The following is a 17,608-nucleotide window of genomic DNA, read 5'->3' as shown; positions in this document are numbered from 1 at the left end:
CCTTTGTTTGAACGTTCCTCGGCCAGCGAGAAGATATTGAACACCGCTGCCGTAAGGCATTGCGCGCGACGACGACACATGCCGCGCGCGATCATTTCTTTGATGCCCCGGAAAGTCCCGGAGGGTGACACGTTATCAAGCAATCTGGGCAAGCATAGCGCTCACCTAGAATCAGTCGACAAATTGTTGCCAAGTATCTTTTACAGCAGGTCTTTTATCAACAATTCAGCCACCTGCACAGCGTTTAGGGCTGCGCCTTTGCGTACGTTATCTGACGTCAGCCACAGATTAAGTTCCGCCGGGTCGTCGACACCGCTGCGCACGCGCCCGACATAGACAACGTCCTGCCCCACCGCGTCACCGACCGCAGTCGGATAATCACCCGCCTCGACCAGTTCGATACCGGCTGCGTCTTCAAGCGCCGCGTTGACCTTTACCAGGTCGACAGGCTGCGTTGACTGCAAGGTCACGCTAAAGCTATCGCCAAAAAACACCGGGGCTTGAACGCAAGTTGCGGAAATCTTTAATAAAGGCAGCGCCAGCACCTGACGCAGCTCGCGCACCAGGCGTTTTTCCAGCAGCGTGTGGCCCTGCGCGTCAGGCGTGCCGACCTGGGCCAGCACGTTGAACGCCATCTGCCGATCGAAGAAGGTCGGCTCCAGTGGGCGCATGTTCAGCAGCTCGGCGGTCTGCCGCGCCAGCTCGGTGACGGCTTCACGACCTTGGGCGGAAACTGCCAGATTGGCGGTGACATGCACCGATTGCAGGTCGATCAGCTCGAGCAGCGGCGCCAGCACCACGGCCAGCGAAGTGGCCGACGGGCTTGGGCTACTGACCTGGAACGGCGCCTTCAAACCGTCGACCTTGCTGGCGTTGGCCTCAGGGACGATTTGTGGCGCCTGATCGGCCGGCAGCGCGCCGGACAGGTCGATCAGCGAGCAACCGGCGGCATGCGCGCGCGCGGCGTAGCTCAGGGTGATGGCCGGGCCGGCAGCGAAAAACACCAGTTTGACCTTGCTGAAATCGAACTCGTCGACTTCGCGAACGCGCACGTTTTTGTTACGGAACAGCAGCGAGCTGCCAGCGGATTCGCTGCTCGCCAACAGGTGCAGGGTGCCGATCGGGAAGTCGCGTTCTTCGAGAATCTGTACGAGGGTTTCGCCGACAGTACCGGTGGCGCCGATCACGGCAATATCTAGGGTCTGGGTCATGGTGCGAGCCTCTGGCGAAACGGGGGGAGCGGCACTTTACCGGGTGACTGGCGCACAGGCAATTTCTGCCGGGGATTTGCCGCGCCCCAACCGGCCTCATCGCTGGCAAGCCAGCTCCCACAGGTTTCCGTGTTGTGCATGAATCTTGTGTACAACACTGAACACTGTGGGAGCTGGCTTGCCAGCGATGAGGCCGGTACAAACACCCGAGAAACCCCAGGCATAAAAAAACCCGCACCTCTCACAAGGCACGGGCTCTTTCATTGCTGCAAACGATCAACGCTCAAGCAAAATCCGCAGCATACGACGCAGCGGTTCGGCCGCGCCCCACAGCAGTTGGTCGCCCACGGTGAACGCGCCGAGGAACTGCGAGCCCATGTTCAGCTTGCGCAGACGGCCGACCGGCACATTCAGGGTGCCGGTGACCTTTGTCGGGCTCAACTCCTGCATGCTGATATCGCGGTTGTTCGGTACCAGTTTGACCCAAGGGTTGTGCTGGCTGATCAGCCCTTCGATATCGGCGATCGGTACGTCTTTGTTCAGCTTGATGGTCAGCGCCTGGCTGTGGCAGCGCATGGCGCCGATGCGCACGCAGATGCCGTCGACCGGGATCGGGCTCTTGAAGCGACCGAGGATCTTGTTGGTCTCGGCCTGAGCCTTCCACTCTTCACGGCTCTGGCCGTTCGGCAGTTCCTTGTCGATCCACGGGATCAGGCTGCCGGCCAGCGGCACGCCGAAGTTCTCGGTCGGGTACGCTTCGCTGCGCATGGCGTCGGCCACGCGACGGTCGATGTCGAGGATCGCACTGGCAGGATCGGCCAGTTGATCGGCGACAGCGGCGTGGGTCGCGCCCATTTGCTTGATCAGTTCACGCATGTTCTGCGCGCCGGCACCGGAAGCCGCCTGATAGGTCATGGCGCTCATCCACTCGACCAGACCGGCTTCGAACAGACCGCCCAGGCCCATCAGCATAAGGCTGACAGTGCAGTTGCCGCCGATGTAGTTCTTGGTGCCTGCATCGAGCTGCTGATCGATGACCTTGCGGTTCACCGGATCAAGAATGATCACCGCGTCATCGTTCATGCGCAGGCTCGAGGCTGCGTCGATCCAGTAACCCTGCCAGCCGGCTTCGCGCAGCTTCGGGAACACTTCGCTGGTGTAGTCGCCGCCCTGGCAGGTCAGAATCACGTCGAGGGTCTTCAGCTCATCAATGCTGTAAGCGTCCTTGAGCGGAGCAATGTCCTTGCCCACGGACGGGCCTTGGCCACCGACGTTGGAAGTGGTGAAAAACACCGGCTCGATTAGATCGAAATCCTGCTCTTCCAGCATCCGCTGCATGAGCACGGAACCGACCATCCCGCGCCAACCGATCAGACCTACACGTTTCATCGCAACTACACCTTCTTGAAAAGTGGGCCGCTGCTTTGTATTGAATTTCGCAGCGGGCCCGAGAGATTACAGATTCCGCAGCGCGGCGACTACTGCGTCGCCCATTTCCTGCGTACCGACTTTGCTGCAACCGGCCGAATAGATGTCGCCAGTGCGCAGCCCTTGGTCGAGCACGACGCTGACGGCTTTTTCGATGGCATCAGCCGCATCCTGCAGATTGAAGCTGTAACGCAGCATCATCGAGACCGACAGAATGGTCGCCAACGGGTTGGCGATGCCTTTACCGGCGATGTCCGGAGCGGAACCGTGGCAAGGCTCGTACATGCCTTTGTTGTTGGTGTCGAGCGAGGCCGACGGCAGCATGCCGATGGAACCGGTAAGCATCGACGCCTGGTCGGACAAGATGTCGCCGAACATGTTGTCGGTGACGATCACGTCGAACTGCTTCGGTGCGCGCACCAGTTGCATGGCAGCGTTGTCGACGTACATGTGGCTCAGTTCGACTTCTGGATAATCCTTGGCCACTTCTTCAACGATTTCACGCCACAGTTGGCTGGACGCCAGCACGTTGGCCTTGTCCACCGAGCAGAGTTTCTTGCCACGCACCATGGCCATGTCGAAACCGACGCGGGCGATGCGGCGAATTTCGCTTTCGCTGTACGGCAGCGTGTCGTAGGACTGACGCTCGCCGTTTTCCAGAGTGCGGGTGCCGCGTGGTGCGCCGAAGTAGATGCCACCGGTCAGCTCACGGACGATGAGGATGTCCAGACCGGCAACGATTTCCGGCTTCAGGCTCGAAGCCTCGGCCAGTTGCGGGTACAGGATTGCCGGACGCAGGTTGCCGAACAGGCCGAGTTGCGCACGGATTTTCAACAGACCGCGCTCAGGGCGGATATCACGCTCGATGGTGTCCCATTTCGGGCCACCGACGGCGCCCAGCAACACGGCGTCAGCAGCGCGGGCACGGTCGAGGGTTTCGTCGGCCAGCGGCACGCCGTGCTTGTCGATGGCGGCGCCACCGATCAGGTCATGGCTCAGCTCAAAGCCCAGGCTGTATTTGTCGTTGGCCAGTTCCAGCACCTTGACCGCTTCGGCCATGATTTCCGGACCAATACCGTCACCTGGGAGAATCAGAATCTGCTTGCTCATGCTTTCCTCGTGTCTTCAGTCGGTGCGCCATCTGAGGCGCGCCCGGAAAAATTCTTAGCGCTCAGCCATCAGTACGATTACATCTGTACTGAACGAGCCGTCGGCATCAATCTCAAAATATTCACGCACCTCGTTGCCCATCGACTGCTGCAACTGGCGGATCGCGGCGCGCATCACTTCGGGTGTGCGCATGCGCTCAACCCAGGTGGTGTACTCCAGACGCAGGCGCTGACGCGTAGTGCTGCGCACATGCAAACCGGCCTCGCTGACCTGGCGCAGCCATTCAGCGCCTGAATAATCGCGCACATGGCTGGTGTCGCGCAGCACTTCGACGCTTTGCAGGTAAGTGTCGAACAACGGGCTGCCCGGTGACAACACATCCACGAATGCCGCCACACCGCCCGGCTTCAGCACCCGCCGCACTTCGCGCAGAGCCACGCCGAGATCGCTCCAGTGATGCGCGGAATAACGGCTGAACACGAAGTCGAACTCGCCATCGGCAAACGGCAGACGCTCGGCGGCACCGTTGACGGTGGCGATGTTGGTGAAAGCGCGATCAACGGCAGCGGCGGCGACCACGTCGAGCATTTGCTGCGACAGGTCGTAAGCGACCACTTCCTTGACCAGCGATGCCACGTGAAAACTGACGTGACCGGCGCCGCAACCCAAGTCCAAAACCCGCGCCTCGCCCTGCCCCGCCAGCACAGCTTGTAGCAGGGCGAATTCGGTGCCTTGCGCGTGAACGGCGCTGCTCAGGTAGGCGGCGGCCTGTTCACCGAATTGCTTTTGTACGACCTGAGTGTGTTGGGCGGTGCTGGTCATGGGATCTTTCCTTGAATCTTATGGTGCTTGTTCCGGCCTCATCGCTGGCAAGCCAGCTCCCACAGGTTTTGTGAACACCGCAAATCCCTGTGGGAGCTGGCTTGCCAGCGAAGGGGCCGGCCCTGACTACATCAATCTCGAATCAATCACGCGTCGCGGAACAACCACGGCTGGCTAACCCGGTGCTTGGCCTCAAACGTCGCAATCGCATCGCCGTCCTGCAGGGTCAAACCGATATCGTCCAGACCGTTCAACAAGCAATGCTTACGGAACGCATCGATCTCAAAGCTGTACACCTTGCCATCCGGACGCGTCACGGTCTGCGCCTGCAGATCAACCTGCAATTGATAACCCGGCTCAGCCTCGACCTGCTTGAACAACTCATCGACTTCAGCGTCGCTCAAGATGATCGGCAACAAGCCGTTCTTGAAGCTGTTGTTGAAAAAGATGTCGGCGTAGCTCGGCGCGATGATGCTGCGGAAACCGTATTCTTCCAGCGCCCACGGCGCGTGTTCACGGCTGGAGCCGCAACCGAAGTTCTCGCGGGCCAGCAACACGCTGGCGCCTTGATAACGCTCGGCGTTGAGGACGAAGTCCTTGTTCAGCGGACGCTTGGAGTTGTCCTGATACGGTTGCCCGACATCAAGGTAACGCCACTCGTCGAACAGGTTCGGACCGAAACCGGTGCGCTTGATCGACTTCAAAAATTGTTTCGGAATGATTTGGTCAGTGTCGACGTTGGCACGATCCAAAGGCGCGACAAGACCAGTGTGCTGAGTAAAAGCTTTCATGCTGCGCTCCTTAAATCAATTCGCGAACGTCGATGAAACGACCGTTCACCGCTGCCGCCGCCGCCATGGCCGGGCTGACGAGGTGGGTACGGCCACCGGCGCCCTGACGGCCTTCGAAGTTACGGTTGGAGGTCGAGGCACAATGCTCGCCGGACTCCAAACGGTCCGGGTTCATCGCCAGGCACATCGAGCAACCCGGCTCACGCCATTCGAAACCGGCTTCGAGGAAAATCTTGTCGAGACCTTCGGCCTCAGCCTGCGCCTTGACCAGACCCGAGCCCGGCACCACGATCGCCTGCTTGATGGTCGAAGCGACTTTACGGCCCTTGGCGATCACCGCCGCAGCGCGCAAGTCTTCGATCCGCGAGTTGGTGCAGGAACCGATAAACACGCGATCCAGTTGAATGTCGGTGATCGCCTGATTGGCGGTCAAACCCATGTACTTCAGGGCACGGACGATCGAGTCGCGTTTGACCAGATCCATCTCTTTGGCTGGATCCGGCACGTTCTGATCAACCGCCAAAACCATCTCAGGCGAAGTGCCCCAGCTAACTTGCGGCTTGATCTGCGTAGCGTCGAGCTCTACCACGGTGTCGAACTTGGCGTCGGCGTCGGACACCAGGTCTTTCCAGGCTTCGACGGCCATGTCCCATTCCGCGCCTTTCGGGGCGAATGGACGGCCCTTCACGTAGTCGACAGTCTTCTGATCCGCTGCCACCAAGCCCACGCGGGCGCCGGCTTCGATGGACATGTTGCAGATGGTCATGCGGCCTTCAACGGACAAGTCGCGGATCGCGCTGCCAGCGAATTCGATGGCATGGCCGTTACCGCCAGCGGTGCCGATCTTGCCGATCACCGCAAGGACGATGTCCTTGGCGGTCACGCCGAACGGCAACTGCCCTTCAACGCGCACCAGCATGTTCTTCATTTTCTTCGCAACCAGGCACTGCGTGGCGAGCACATGCTCGACCTCGGAGGTGCCGATACCGTGAGCCAACGCGCCGAACGCGCCGTGGGTCGAGGTGTGCGAGTCGCCGCAGACCACGGTCATGCCCGGCAAGGTTGCGCCCTGCTCCGGGCTGATCACATGGACGATGCCTTGGCGCACGTCGTTCATCTTGAACTCGACAATGCCATATTCATCGCAGTTGTCGTCGAGGGTCTGAACCTGCAAACGCGAGACCTGGTCGGCAATGGCTTCGATGCCGCCCTTGCGTTCCGGGGTGGTCGGTACGTTGTGATCCGGGGTCGCGATATTGGCATCGATGCGCCAAGGCTTGCGCCCGGCCAGACGCAGGCCTTCAAAGGCTTGCGGCGAGGTCACTTCGTGAATGATGTGACGATCGATATAGATCAGCGCCGAGCCATCGTCGCGCTGCTTGACCAAATGCGAATCCCAGAGCTTGTCGTAGAGCGTTTTGCCGGCCATCAGACGGTTCCTCATCAGCTTGTTTCTATGCCCTGGGCTTATCAATAACCCTTTGGCTTGTGAGGCCGATCCTATGGGGTTAGATTAAATAACTCAAATTCATATTTTTTATGCTTTGGATAACCAACTGGAATACGAACATGGATCTGGCCAACCTCAACGCTTTTATCGCGATTGCCGAGACCGGCAGCTTCTCCGGCGCCGGCGAACGCCTACACCTGACGCAGCCGGCGATCAGCAAACGCATCGCCGGGCTGGAGCAGCAATTGAAGGTGCGCCTGTTTGATCGGCTGGGCCGTGAAGTCGGCCTGACCGAGGCTGGCCGCGCCCTGCTGCCTCGGGCGTACCAGATTCTTAATGTGCTGGATGACACCCGCCGCGCGCTGACAAATTTGACCGGCGAAGTCAGCGGGCGCCTGACCCTGGCCACCAGTCACCACATCGGTTTGCACCGTTTGCCGCCGCTTTTACGGGAATTCACCCGCCGTTACCCACAAGTTGCGCTGGATATTCAGTTCCTCGATTCGGAAGTGGCCTACGAGGAAATTCTCCATGGCCGCGCCGAACTGGCGGTGATCACCCTCGCGCCGGAGCCTCATTCGCTGGTGAAAGCCACGCCAGTGTGGGACGACCCGCTGGATTTCGTGGTCGCCCCGGAGCATTCGCTGATCAATAACGGCGCGGTCAATCTGGCGGACATTGCCGGTCATCCGGCGGTTTTCCCCGGCGGCAACACTTTTACACACCATATCGTGCAGCGTTTATTCGAGGCTCAGGGCCTGACGCCGAACATCGCCATGAGCACCAACTATCTGGAAACCATCAAGATGATGGTCTCGATCGGTCTGGCCTGGAGCGTTCTGCCACGGACCATGCTCGATGAACAGGTGGCAAGCATCGCTTTGCCGGGCATACAGCTCAGTCGCCAGCTAGGCTATATCTTGCACACCGAACGGACGCTATCGAATGCGGCAAGAGCCTTTATGGCCTTGCTGGATGCACAAATCGATCTGCCAGGGACATAAGGCCAACTTGTGCTACTCCTATAGAGCCGCTGTCCCTGTGCCTAACGCCACCATCAGCTCAAGGCCTGTCCACAATGCCGAAATCTGTTGACCGCATTCCGCCGATGCCGCGTATCCAGGCGATTGACCCGCGTCATTCCGAGCAGAGCTGGGAGAGCGCACCGCAATTGCTCGCCGCGCTCAACGGCGCGCGGCTCGGCGCGTGGTACTGGGACATCGAGCGCGGGCAGATCAGTTGGTCACGGGGCACCCAGGCATTGTTCGGCTTCGATCCACGGCAACCGCTGCCGGCGGACCTTGAATACCTCGATCTGCTGCCCCCGGAAGATCGCGCCAAGACCGTTCGCGCCTTCCACGCGGTGATCGCCGGCGCACCGCTGGAACAAGCGATGCACCACCGCATCCGCTGGCCCGACGGCAGCCTGCACTGGCTGGAAATCAGCGGCAGCCTGCTGCCGGATAAACACGGCCGCCCCCGAATGATCGGGGTGATTCGCGAAATCACCCACCAGCGTCAACGCGAACAGGCGCTGAGCAGCTCGGAGAAACGTTTCGCCACCCTGTTTCACCTGTGTCCGAACATGGTCTTGCTGACGCGTCAGGAAGACGGCCTGATCAGCGAGGCCAATCAGTATTTCGAAAGCCTGTTCGGCTGGCCGGTGCAGAGCGCCATTGGCCGCACCACGCTGGAACTGGGCTTGTGGGTACACCCCGAGCAGCGCGCCGAACTGGTCAAAAAGACCAACACCAAGGGCGAACTGATCAGCATGGAGGTGCAGTTTCGCGCCAGCAACGGGCAGATTCACGACGGTATCCTCAGTGCGCAGAAGGTCGAACTCGAAGGCCAGCCGTATCTGCTCAGCACGTTCCTCGACACCACCGAACGCAAAGCCGCCGAACACGCTTTGAAGGACAGCCAGGAACGCCTCGACCTGGCGCTGGATTCGGCGCAGCTCGGCACGTGGGACTGGCACATTCCCAGCGGCATGCTTTACGGCTCGGCACGGGCGGCGCAACTGCACGGGCTGGAGCCGAAACCCTTTCATGAGTCGTTCGACGAGTTTTTCGAAGGTGTGCCGGGCGAGGAACGCGACAGCATGCGCGATGCCTATCGCAGCCTGCGCGAAGGCCCGGCGGGCAATTATCAACTGACCTACCGCGTGCAACTGCCGGACGGCAGCTCGCGTTATCTGGAAAGTCGCGCCCGCCTCTATCGCGATGACAATGGTGCGCCGCTGCGCATGGCCGGCACCCTGCTGGACATCACCGATCAGGTCGAACGCGAACAACGGCTGGTCGCGTCGGAGGAGAAATTCGCCACGCTGTTTCAGGTCAGTCCCGACCCGATTTGCGTGACCCGTCAGGACAGCGGCGAGTTCATCGAGATCAACTCCAGCTTCAGCCAGACCTTTGGCTGGAGCGCCGCCGACGTGATCGGCCACACCGCCGAAGAAATCGGCCTGTGGGACGCCTCGGCGAAAAGCCTGCAACGCATCGAGCGAGTGATCCGCGAACAAGGCCTGAGCAATGTTGCGATCATCGTCCAGCACAAGGACGGCCAGTCGCTGACGTGCGTGATTTCCAGCCGGCAGATCAGCGTCGGTGACCAGCCGTGCATCGTCACCACCCTGCGCGACATTACCCAGCAACAACGCTCGGAAGCGGCGCTGAAGGCCAGTGAAGAGAAATTCGCCAAGGCGTTCCACTCCAGCCCTGACGCAATCACCATCACCGAGCGCGACACCGGCCGCTATCTGGAGGTTAACGACGGTTTCTGCCGCCTCACCGGCTATCGCGCCGACGAAGTGGTGGGCAAAACCGTGTATCAGGTCGGCATCTGGGCCGAAGAGAAGCAACGCTCGGCGCTGCTGGCCGAGTTGCAGATCAAGGGCCGCGTGCACCATCAGGAAATGCTCGGGCGCAACAAGCGCGGCGAATTGCTGACCGTGGAAGTCTCAGTCGAGCCGATCACCCTCAATGAAACCGCGTGCCTGCTGCTGACCGCGCGGGACGTCAGCCTGCTGAAAAACGCCGAAGCGCAGATTCGTCATCTGGCGTACCACGACCCGCTGACCAACCTGCCGAATCGCGCCTTGCTGATGGATCGCCTGAGCCAACAGATCGCCCTGCTCAAACGGCATAACCTGCGCGGCGCCTTGCTGTTTCTCGACCTCGACCACTTCAAGCACATCAACGATTCGCTCGGCCATCCGGTGGGCGACACGGTGCTGAAGATCATCACCGCGCGCCTCGAAGCCAGCGTGCGCATGGAAGATACGGTCGCACGCCTCGGTGGCGACGAGTTTGTCGTGCTGCTCAGCGGCCTCGAAGGCTCGCGCAATGAAGTCAGCGCGCAAGTGCGCAACCTCGCCGACACCCTGCGTGAGTTGCTCTCCGAGCCGATGTTCCTCGACGGTCAGCGCCTGCAAGTGACGCCGAGCATCGGCGTGGCGCTGATTCCCGATCACGGTTCGACCCCGACCGACCTGCTCAAGCGCGCCGACATCGCTCTGTACCGGGCCAAGGATTCCGGGCGCAACACCACGCAGATGTACCACAACACCATGCAGAAAGCGGCCAGCGAGCGGCTGCGCATGGAGACCGACCTGCGCCTGGCGCTGTCACGCGGCGAATTCAATGTGCACTTCCAGCCGCAGATCGATGCCCGCGACAACCGCATCATCGGCGCCGAAGCGCTGGTGCGCTGGAATCACCCGGAGCTCGGCGCGCAATCGCCCACCGAATTCATCAAGGTGCTGGAGGACAGCGGGCTGATTCTCGAAGTCGGCACGTGGATCCTCGACGAAGCCTGCGACGCGTTCAAACAGCTGATCGCGCTGAAACTGGTCGACCCGCTCAACTTCAGCCTGTGCGTGAACATCAGCCCACGGCAGTTCCGCCAGAACGATTTTGTCGAACGCATCGAACACAGCATGAGCAGCCACGGCCTGCCCTGCTCGCTGCTGAAACTGGAAATCACCGAAGGCATCGTCATCCAGAACCTGGAGGACACCATCAGCAAAATGCGCCGCTTGAAAAAGCTCGGCGTAAGCTTCGCCATGGACGATTTCGGCACCGGTTATTCGTCGCTGACCTACCTCAAGCGCCTGCCGGTCGACACATTGAAAATCGACCAGTCGTTTATCCGCGACGCCACCACCGACCCGAATGACGCCGAAATCATCCGCGCCATCGTCGCCATGGCCCGCAGCCTGGAGCTGGAGGTGATCGCCGAAGGCGTGGAAACCCCCGAGCAATTGGCGTTCCTGCAAGGTTTAGGCTGCTACTTGTACCAAGGCTATCTGCACAGCCGGCCACTGCCACTGGAGGGTTTGAAAAAGCTGCTGCCCTGACACTCGCCGCTGCGAAGCTTGCAACAGAGCGGCAATTGCCAGCGTTTGCGCCAACCTGTAGGGTCGCTTTTTTTGCGCCGTTTCGGGATCTTTCATGCAGGATGCAACCCTCCCCCGCCCAGCCCTGCTGGGCATCGACCTTGGCACCACCAACAGCCTGATCGCCGTCTGGCGCGACGGTCGCGCCGAATTGATCCGCAACGCTCTCGGCGACGTGTTGACCCCCTCGGTGGTCAGCCTCGATGAAGACGACACGATCCTGGTCGGCAAAGCCGCCCGCGCCCGCCTGACCACCCACCCGGATCGCACCGCTGCGGCGTTCAAGCGTTTCATGGGCAGCGACAAACGGGTCGAGCTCGGCGCTCGCGCGTTCAGCCCGGAAGAGTTGTCGGCGCTGGTATTGGGCTCACTGAAGCAGGACGCCGAAGCGTTTCTTGGCCATCCGGTCACTGAGGCGGTGATTTCAGTGCCGGCCTATTTCAGCGACGAACAACGCAAGCGCACCCTGTTCGCCGCCGAGTTGGCGGGGCTGGCGGTCACACGGTTGATCAATGAACCGACAGCAGCGGCCATGGCTTACGGGCTGCACGAGCAGAAATTCGAGCGCACGCTGATTTTCGACCTGGGCGGCGGCACCTTCGACGTCACGGTGCTGGAATACGCGCTGCCGCTGATCGAGGTGCATGCGTCGACCGGCGACAACTTTCTCGGCGGCGAAGACTTTACCGCCGCGCTGCTCGAAGACTGCCTCAAGACCTGGCAACTGACGCCGTCAATGATCGACGCGCATAGCCTGGCCAGCCTCGGCGATGCGCTGGAGCAACTCAAGTGCAATCTCGGTGAAGGCGTCCAGCATTTGAGCTGGCGCCACGCCGACAATGTCTACGAGTGGTCGCTGGACGAAGCGGCCGCGCTGAAAATCTGGGAGCCGCTGCTGTCACGCTTGCGCGCACCGATCGAACAGGCCCTGCGCGATGCCCGACTGAAACCCCGCGACCTCGACAGCCTGGTGCTGGTCGGCGGTGCCACGCGCATGCTCGCGGTGCAGCAAATGGTCGCCACGCTGTTCGGGCGCCTGCCGTATCGTCACCTCGACCCGGACACGATTGTCGCCCTTGGCGCCGCGACACAAGCGGCCTGCAAGGCCCGCGACGGTGCGGTAGAAGAGCTGATCCTCACCGATGTCTGCCCTTATACGCTGGGTATCGAGACGATGCGCGGCAGAGGCGTCGAAGGCGCATTTTCGCCCATTATCGAGCGCAACACGATCATCCCGACGTCACGGGTGGAGCGCTACTGCACCACCTATCCCAAGCAGGAACAGATCCGTATCTCGGTGTATCAGGGTGAGCGCCCATGGGTGCGCGACAACATTTTCATCGACGGTTTCGATGTCACGCTGACGCCTACCGAACACCGCCAGGAACTCGACGTGCGCTTCAGTTACGACATCAATGGCCTGCTTGAGGTCGACGTCACGCTGCTGGAGACCGGCAAGCGCCACAGCCACAGCATCGACCGCAGCCCGACCGGGCTGGATGACGAGGCTCGGCAAAACAGCCACGACCGGCTCGCCGCGCTCAAGGTTCACCCGCGTGATACCTTGCCCAACCGCACGCTGCTGGCACGCTTGGAACGCGCCTGGATGCAGAGCCTGGGCACCGAGCGCGAGCGCATTGCCGAATGGCTGCACAGCTTCACGGCCGTGCTCGGCGACCAACAACCGGCGGAGATTGCCAGCCAGCGCTCACAACTCAACAGCGCCCTGGATGAACTGCGCTTCTAGCCGATGAGTCGCCGCAGCGCCGCCTGCAAGCCGGCGGCCAACGGGTCTTCACGAAAGCTTTCCGGGGGCATGCCGTAGCGGTTGGGCAGTTTTTCCCCGGGAAAACCGAACAGCACCAGCGGCAGAAACGGCAAGGCTGGCGTCAACCCGGCCAGCACCAGAAAGGTCGCGACACCCCGGCCCATGTCATGCAGGCGCCGCAGCATGGCGCCGAGCAGGATCAACACCCCGAGCACCAGCACCACCAAGGCGGGCGGCGTTGATCCACTGAGCACGGCGACCAGTGGGGTCAGCAGCACCAGGCCAAGCACTTGCCCGACAAAGGCCTCGCGACTCAGCCGCGAACCCAGGCGCCAGAACGCCATGGCCGATGTCGGCCGCGCCTCGGCCTTGGCCATCATCAATCGCTCCGACCACGACAGCAGCGCACTGCAAGCAAACCGCACACCCAGGCCGTTCTGCTGATTGTCCTTGGCCCGCTGCAGGCGTATCAGGTGCTTCTGCCGTGGCACGCCCGCGTCGCCGTACCTGACCAGATCCTTGAGCACATCAAGCGCCAGGTAAAAATCGTCGCAGTCGTTGATGCCCTCGTCTTCGAGCGCCTGACGCGGCGGACGCACTGGTTCGCCCTTGATCAAGCTGTGCCGGAAACCGTCGAACCACTCCTGCGGGTTGACGACTTCGGTAATCCTGTCGAGCAAAAAGCGCCGCTGTTTGGCATCAAACAATGACGTGTGATACAGCACGCCCGTCAGCAGCATCCGCCCGAGCAGGTCGTCGCCAAAAGCACGCAGATCACGGCGCATGCACAGGAACAACCGGTCGTTGCTGAGCAAGCGCAGGCTGTCCAGCGCCTCCTGAACCCCGCACATCTGCTGGGCCAGCAGCGCCTGCACCGGCTCTTCGGTTTGCAGCAGGCCGAGCAAGCCGCTGCAATGACCCTGTTCACGCAGCAATCGCTGCAACAACGGCTGCAAGCGGCTGAGCGGATGGGCCGGGTTGAATGCCAGCGACTCCAGCATCCGCGCGTCGATCAATGGCAACCAACGCTCCGTCTGCCCCAGCAACATCAGCAAAAACAGCGTTTGCGCGTGCCATTGCCACAGCCCTTCGCCCGCCTCCGGTGCGGGCAACAGCACATCGAGTTGAGCCAGTTGCAGCAACTGCGTCAGTTCCGACAGGTCAGTGCCGGCGTATGAGCCGTTGAGTTTGAAGTCTTGGTCAATGCGCGCGAGCGCGGCGTGACTGTAGGGACGCAACCGGCGCAACCAGCCTCGGCACAGGCTGTGCGACTGATCGCTGGTCTGCGCCACAGGCAGTTGTGGCGATTCTGCGTTTTGATCGGTGTAGGCGGTCATCGCCCGCGCGATCGGCGAATTTTTCAGCCAGCGCAGATGTTGCTCAGCCTGATACTGGAAACCGCTCAGCACCAGCGCTTCAAGCGCGTCCGGCGGCAACGCCTCATCGAGCACTTGTTGCAACAACAGCACGTCACCGCGGTGCAACGCCCAGGCATGCCGGTAAAGTCGTTGCAGGCGCTGGTCGGCATGCTCGCCGAGCAACAGCGCCACCAGCGGCAATTCGTCATCGTGCAGGCGCCAATCGACAAAAGCCCCGGCCAGCCCCTGTAGTTGCAGAGGACCGACGTCCAGCCAGCGCAACAAGGTCTGTGGTTGCTGAGTCGGGCTGCCATACGCCTGACTGGCGTCGTCCAGATCAAGCGGCCAGGCACTGAAAGGCCGGGCACAATCGAAGGCTTGAATCAGCAACGGCAGCAGGTCCGGCGAACGCTCGGCACATAGCGCCAACAAATGGCCTTCGGCTTTCGGATGACGGTGTTCCTGCCACAAGCGGATCCAGCACGGCCACGCCTGATCATCCAGCCCCTGCAAACTGTACTGGCTGGCCAGCATGTACAGCCAGTCGAGGTCGTCAGGGTGCTGACGCTGTTGTTCGATGCAGGACTGCAGCAGCCCTTCCCCGCCGATGCCCGCCTGAGTGAACTGCGCGAGCAGACGTTTGATGTATGCCTCATCGTTCGGCAACGGCAAGCAGGTGTGTCGAAGGGCGAAATGGCGGAATTCGTTTAGCGGACGCTGGGTGAAGGTGACCTCCAGGCTGCGGGCGTACCACAACGCTTCAACCTGCGCGGGCTCCGGCCAATGGCTCATCAACGCCACATCGAACGGGTCCGGGGTTTTTATCCGCCGCAGAAACGCATCGACCCGCTCCGCCTGATCGTAGCCAAGATCAAGCAACTGTTGATCCCAGGCCATGCGCTCGGCCAGCAGGTTCGCGCATTGATGCGACAGCAAACCGGCATCGGTCATGCGGTGGTAGAAACCCCAACTGAGATCGTCGAGGTCATCGAGGGGCAATTGATCCAGCGTGCGGATAAACGCCTGCCAGGCGGCAATATTGAAGCGCCGTGCAGGATCGTCGAGCAGTTCACAGAAATCCACGAAGGCTTGGGGAGTCTCGGCGACCGGCGCGTCTGGCGCCTCGAACTCGGCGTAATCCTCTTCCTCGTCGTCCTCTTCCAGGTCGTCTTCACGAGCCAGACGCAGGGCTTTTTCGTACGCCATGCGTAACGCCTGAAAGCCTTCGGGGTCGGTCTCCGGGTGATGCGCCGGCAAGCGTGCGCGGTAGGCATCACGGATCAGGGTTTCGTCGGCAGTGGGCTCGATGCCCAGTTGGATCCAGCAACTCATGACCAGTCGAACTCCTTGAGCGATGCCGGACGCGGCGGCGGGTCGATGTCCATATGCCAAGGCAAGTCAGGCAGAAACTGCGGGATGTTCTGCTCAAGACCCCGGGTGATCAGCAGGTTATGCGCAGTCTGCCCTTGTCGATCCAGCTCGAACGCCAGCGCATCATCACTTTTGTTCTGGCAGCACCAGAACGCCCGGCCGATAAGGAAGCCGTGGTAGTACGCCATCCAGCTGTCGTAGTGAAACTGCGCCCTGACGGCCAGGCGCGAATGCAGCCATTGACTCTCGACCAGATCGATCCACTTGTTGCGCACACCGCAGCGCAAGAGGAAGCCCATGCGCCCGTAATCCCACGACAGAATCCCACCGGCCCCGCAGCTATCGAAGGTGCGGCTGGCAAACTCATGCAGGATGCGTTCACGCGGGGCGAGACGCTCGAGCAGCGTCGGCCATTCACTCGGCAGGCAACGCTGCCAGGCCAGATAACCGTCACTGAGGTGTTTGGCGTGGCCGTCGTCGGTCATCCCCCTGAGCATGCCGAACAGCTCCTGGCGGGTATCAATGCCCCAGCTGTGCTCCAGATTGATGTACGCGTCGTCGCAGAAAGCAGGGTCGTCATACCCGGCGCCAGGATTGAGCGCCGCCATCGGCGCCGACAGGGCCCACAGCCAGCGCTGCTGAATCTCGTCCATGAAAAATGCTCCACGCCGACCGAGTGAGAAATGGGAGGTCGGCAAAACTGCGGCGGATTGTAGAGAAAGCGCTGCCGTGCGGCAAAGCCGGTGTGCAGCGCCCATAAAAAAGCCCCGACGTATCGGGGCATTTTTTCGAGCGGAGTCAGGCGGCTTCGGCGACGGGCAAACCGAGCAAGCGCGAGACATGATCAGGCTCGGTCTCGCGACGCAGCACGGTGAACAGTTCGGTGGCTTGCGGGTAATTGCGGGTCAGCATCGCCAGCCATTGCTTCAAACGGCCCGGCGATTGACGCGCGGTCATCTGCGCCTTGGCTTGCAGCCAGAAATCCTGGATCAGCGGCATCAGCTCGGCCCAGGTCATCTCGACCACTTCTTCGCCTGCACGCGCGGCGGCGATCTGCCTGGCCAGATCCGGGCGCGACACCAGACCGCGGCCGAGCATGATGTCTTCCACGCCACTGATTTCGCGGCAACGACGCCAGTCTTCAACGCTCCAGATATCGCCGTTGGCGAACACCGGCACCTTGACCACGTCCTGCACGCGCGGGATCCACTCCCAGTGCGCCGGCGGTTTGTAGCCGTCCATTTTGGTTCGTGCGTGCACCACGATGTGTTCGGCGCCGCCTTCGGCCAACGCCGTGGCGCAGACCAGCGAGCCGTCCGGGCTGTCGAAGCCCAGGCGCATTTTCGCGGTGACTGGAATGTGCGCAGGCACCGCGCGGCGCACGTGCTCGACGATCTGGTTGAGCAACTCCGGCTCTTTCAGCAGTACCGCGCCGCCACGGGATTTGTTCACGGTCTTGGCCGGGCAGCCGAAGTTGAGGTCGATCACTTCGGAACCGAGTTCGCAGGCCAGTGCAGCGTTTTCCGCCAGGCACACCGGGTCGGAACCGAGCAATTGCACACGCAATGGCACGCCGGACGCCGTGCGGGCACCGTTGAGCAGCTCGGGGCCGAACTTGTGGAAGTAAGCCGGGGTGAGCAACTGATCGTTGACCCGAATGAATTCAGTCACGCACCAATCGATGCCGCCAACGCGGGTCAGCACGTCGCGGAGGATGTCGTCGACCAACCCCTCCATGGGCGCCAGAGCAATTTGCATGGGGAAAACACTACTTAGAGAAAAACGTGCCGCAGTTTACTGGATTGAGCGGCTTAAACCCACGACCACCTGTAGGAGCTGCCGAAGGCTGCGATCTTTTGATCTTGATCTTAAAAAAACAACATCAAAAGATCGCAGCCTGCGG

12 protein-coding genes are annotated in these 17,608 nt (G+C 61.3%); 3 read left to right on the top strand and 9 right to left on the bottom strand.

Going from position 1 to position 17,608, the window contains the following annotated elements:
- Positions 1 to 200: 200 nt before the first annotated feature.
- The 6 genes from PMI37_RS17550 to leuC form a co-directional block, all read right to left on the bottom strand.
- Positions 201 to 1,211, bottom strand: a complete 1,011-nt coding sequence (locus PMI37_RS17550; protein WP_008083210.1) for an aspartate-semialdehyde dehydrogenase — start codon at positions 1,209 to 1,211, stop codon at positions 201 to 203.
- A gap of 276 nt (positions 1,212 to 1,487) precedes the next feature.
- Complete coding sequence (asd, locus tag PMI37_RS17545; protein WP_008083209.1) at positions 1,488 to 2,600, bottom strand: aspartate-semialdehyde dehydrogenase; 1,113 nt, start codon at positions 2,598 to 2,600, stop codon at positions 1,488 to 1,490.
- Between the two features lie 66 nt (positions 2,601 to 2,666).
- Positions 2,667 to 3,749 (bottom strand): 3-isopropylmalate dehydrogenase, encoded by a 1,083-nt coding sequence (gene leuB / locus PMI37_RS17540; protein ID WP_008083207.1) that lies wholly within the window; start codon positions 3,747 to 3,749, stop codon positions 2,667 to 2,669.
- A gap of 54 nt (positions 3,750 to 3,803) precedes the next feature.
- Positions 3,804 to 4,571 (bottom strand): class I SAM-dependent methyltransferase, encoded by a 768-nt coding sequence (locus tag PMI37_RS17535; protein ID WP_008083206.1) that lies wholly within the window; start codon positions 4,569 to 4,571, stop codon positions 3,804 to 3,806.
- Between the two features lie 146 nt (positions 4,572 to 4,717).
- Positions 4,718 to 5,362 carry a 3-isopropylmalate dehydratase small subunit gene (leuD, locus tag PMI37_RS17530; protein WP_007913445.1) on the bottom strand — a complete coding sequence of 215 codons (645 nt, stop codon included), beginning with the start codon at positions 5,360 to 5,362 and terminating at the stop codon, positions 4,718 to 4,720.
- Positions 5,363 to 5,372: 10 nt separating this feature from the next.
- Entirely contained in the window at positions 5,373 to 6,791 is a 1,419-nt protein-coding gene (gene leuC, locus PMI37_RS17525; protein WP_008083205.1) for a 3-isopropylmalate dehydratase large subunit, read from the bottom strand.
- A 140-nt stretch (positions 6,792 to 6,931) separates the two neighbouring features.
- On the opposite strand from leuC, the gene PMI37_RS17520 reads away from it, so the two are divergent.
- The 3 genes from PMI37_RS17520 (at position 6,932) to PMI37_RS17510 (ending at position 12,955) form a co-directional block, all read left to right on the top strand.
- Positions 6,932 to 7,816: a LysR family transcriptional regulator gene (locus PMI37_RS17520; RefSeq protein ID WP_008083204.1), complete on the top strand. Its 885-nt coding sequence runs from the start codon at positions 6,932 to 6,934 to the stop codon at positions 7,814 to 7,816.
- 74 nt (positions 7,817 to 7,890) lie between these two features.
- Positions 7,891 to 11,169: a sensor domain-containing protein gene (locus PMI37_RS17515; RefSeq protein WP_008083203.1), complete on the top strand. Its 3,279-nt coding sequence runs from the start codon at positions 7,891 to 7,893 to the stop codon at positions 11,167 to 11,169.
- Between the two features lie 94 nt (positions 11,170 to 11,263).
- Entirely contained in the window at positions 11,264 to 12,955 is a 1,692-nt protein-coding gene (locus PMI37_RS17510) for a molecular chaperone HscC (RefSeq protein WP_008083202.1), read from the top strand.
- Here PMI37_RS17510 and PMI37_RS17505 read toward each other — a convergent pair.
- The 3 genes from PMI37_RS17505 to PMI37_RS17495 form a co-directional block, all read right to left on the bottom strand.
- Complete coding sequence (locus PMI37_RS17505) at positions 12,952 to 15,666, bottom strand: DUF805 domain-containing protein (RefSeq protein ID WP_008083200.1); 2,715 nt, start codon at positions 15,664 to 15,666, stop codon at positions 12,952 to 12,954. The genes PMI37_RS17510 and PMI37_RS17505 overlap by 4 nt on opposite strands.
- A complete protein-coding gene (locus PMI37_RS17500) occupies positions 15,663 to 16,358 on the bottom strand; it encodes a DUF1266 domain-containing protein (RefSeq protein WP_008083199.1) in 696 nt (231 codons plus the stop codon). Before PMI37_RS17500 ends, PMI37_RS17505 begins: the two co-directional genes overlap by 4 nt.
- A gap of 145 nt (positions 16,359 to 16,503) precedes the next feature.
- Positions 16,504 to 17,463 carry a tRNA dihydrouridine synthase gene (locus tag PMI37_RS17495; protein WP_008083198.1) on the bottom strand — a complete coding sequence of 320 codons (960 nt, stop codon included), beginning with the start codon at positions 17,461 to 17,463 and terminating at the stop codon, positions 16,504 to 16,506.
- Positions 17,464 to 17,608: the final 145 nt, after the last annotated feature.

This window comes from Pseudomonas sp. GM80 (assembly GCF_000282515.1).
Lineage (GTDB): Bacteria > Pseudomonadota > Gammaproteobacteria > Pseudomonadales > Pseudomonadaceae > Aquipseudomonas.
This window is presented reverse-complemented; position numbering and strand designations above follow the sequence as displayed.

Coding starts and splice junctions, on each gene's coding strand:
- PMI37_RS17550 (WP_008083210.1), bottom strand. CDS start 1,211: ATGACCCAGACCCTAGATATTGCCGTGATCGGCGCCACCGGTACTGTC.
- asd (WP_008083209.1), bottom strand. CDS start 2,600: ATGAAACGTGTAGGTCTGATCGGTTGGCGCGGGATGGTCGGTTCCGTG.
- leuB (WP_008083207.1), bottom strand. CDS start 3,749: ATGAGCAAGCAGATTCTGATTCTCCCAGGTGACGGTATTGGTCCGGAA.
- PMI37_RS17535 (WP_008083206.1), bottom strand. CDS start 4,571: ATGACCAGCACCGCCCAACACACTCAGGTCGTACAAAAGCAATTCGGT.
- leuD (WP_007913445.1), bottom strand. CDS start 5,362: ATGAAAGCTTTTACTCAGCACACTGGTCTTGTCGCGCCTTTGGATCGT.
- leuC (WP_008083205.1), bottom strand. CDS start 6,791: ATGGCCGGCAAAACGCTCTACGACAAGCTCTGGGATTCGCATTTGGTC.
- PMI37_RS17520 (WP_008083204.1), top strand. CDS start 6,932: ATGGATCTGGCCAACCTCAACGCTTTTATCGCGATTGCCGAGACCGGC.
- PMI37_RS17515 (WP_008083203.1), top strand. CDS start 7,891: ATGCCGAAATCTGTTGACCGCATTCCGCCGATGCCGCGTATCCAGGCG.
- PMI37_RS17510 (WP_008083202.1), top strand. CDS start 11,264: ATGCAGGATGCAACCCTCCCCCGCCCAGCCCTGCTGGGCATCGACCTT.
- PMI37_RS17505 (WP_008083200.1), bottom strand. CDS start 15,666: ATGAGTTGCTGGATCCAACTGGGCATCGAGCCCACTGCCGACGAAACC.
- PMI37_RS17500 (WP_008083199.1), bottom strand. CDS start 16,358: ATGGACGAGATTCAGCAGCGCTGGCTGTGGGCCCTGTCGGCGCCGATG.
- PMI37_RS17495 (WP_008083198.1), bottom strand. CDS start 17,463: ATGCAAATTGCTCTGGCGCCCATGGAGGGGTTGGTCGACGACATCCTC.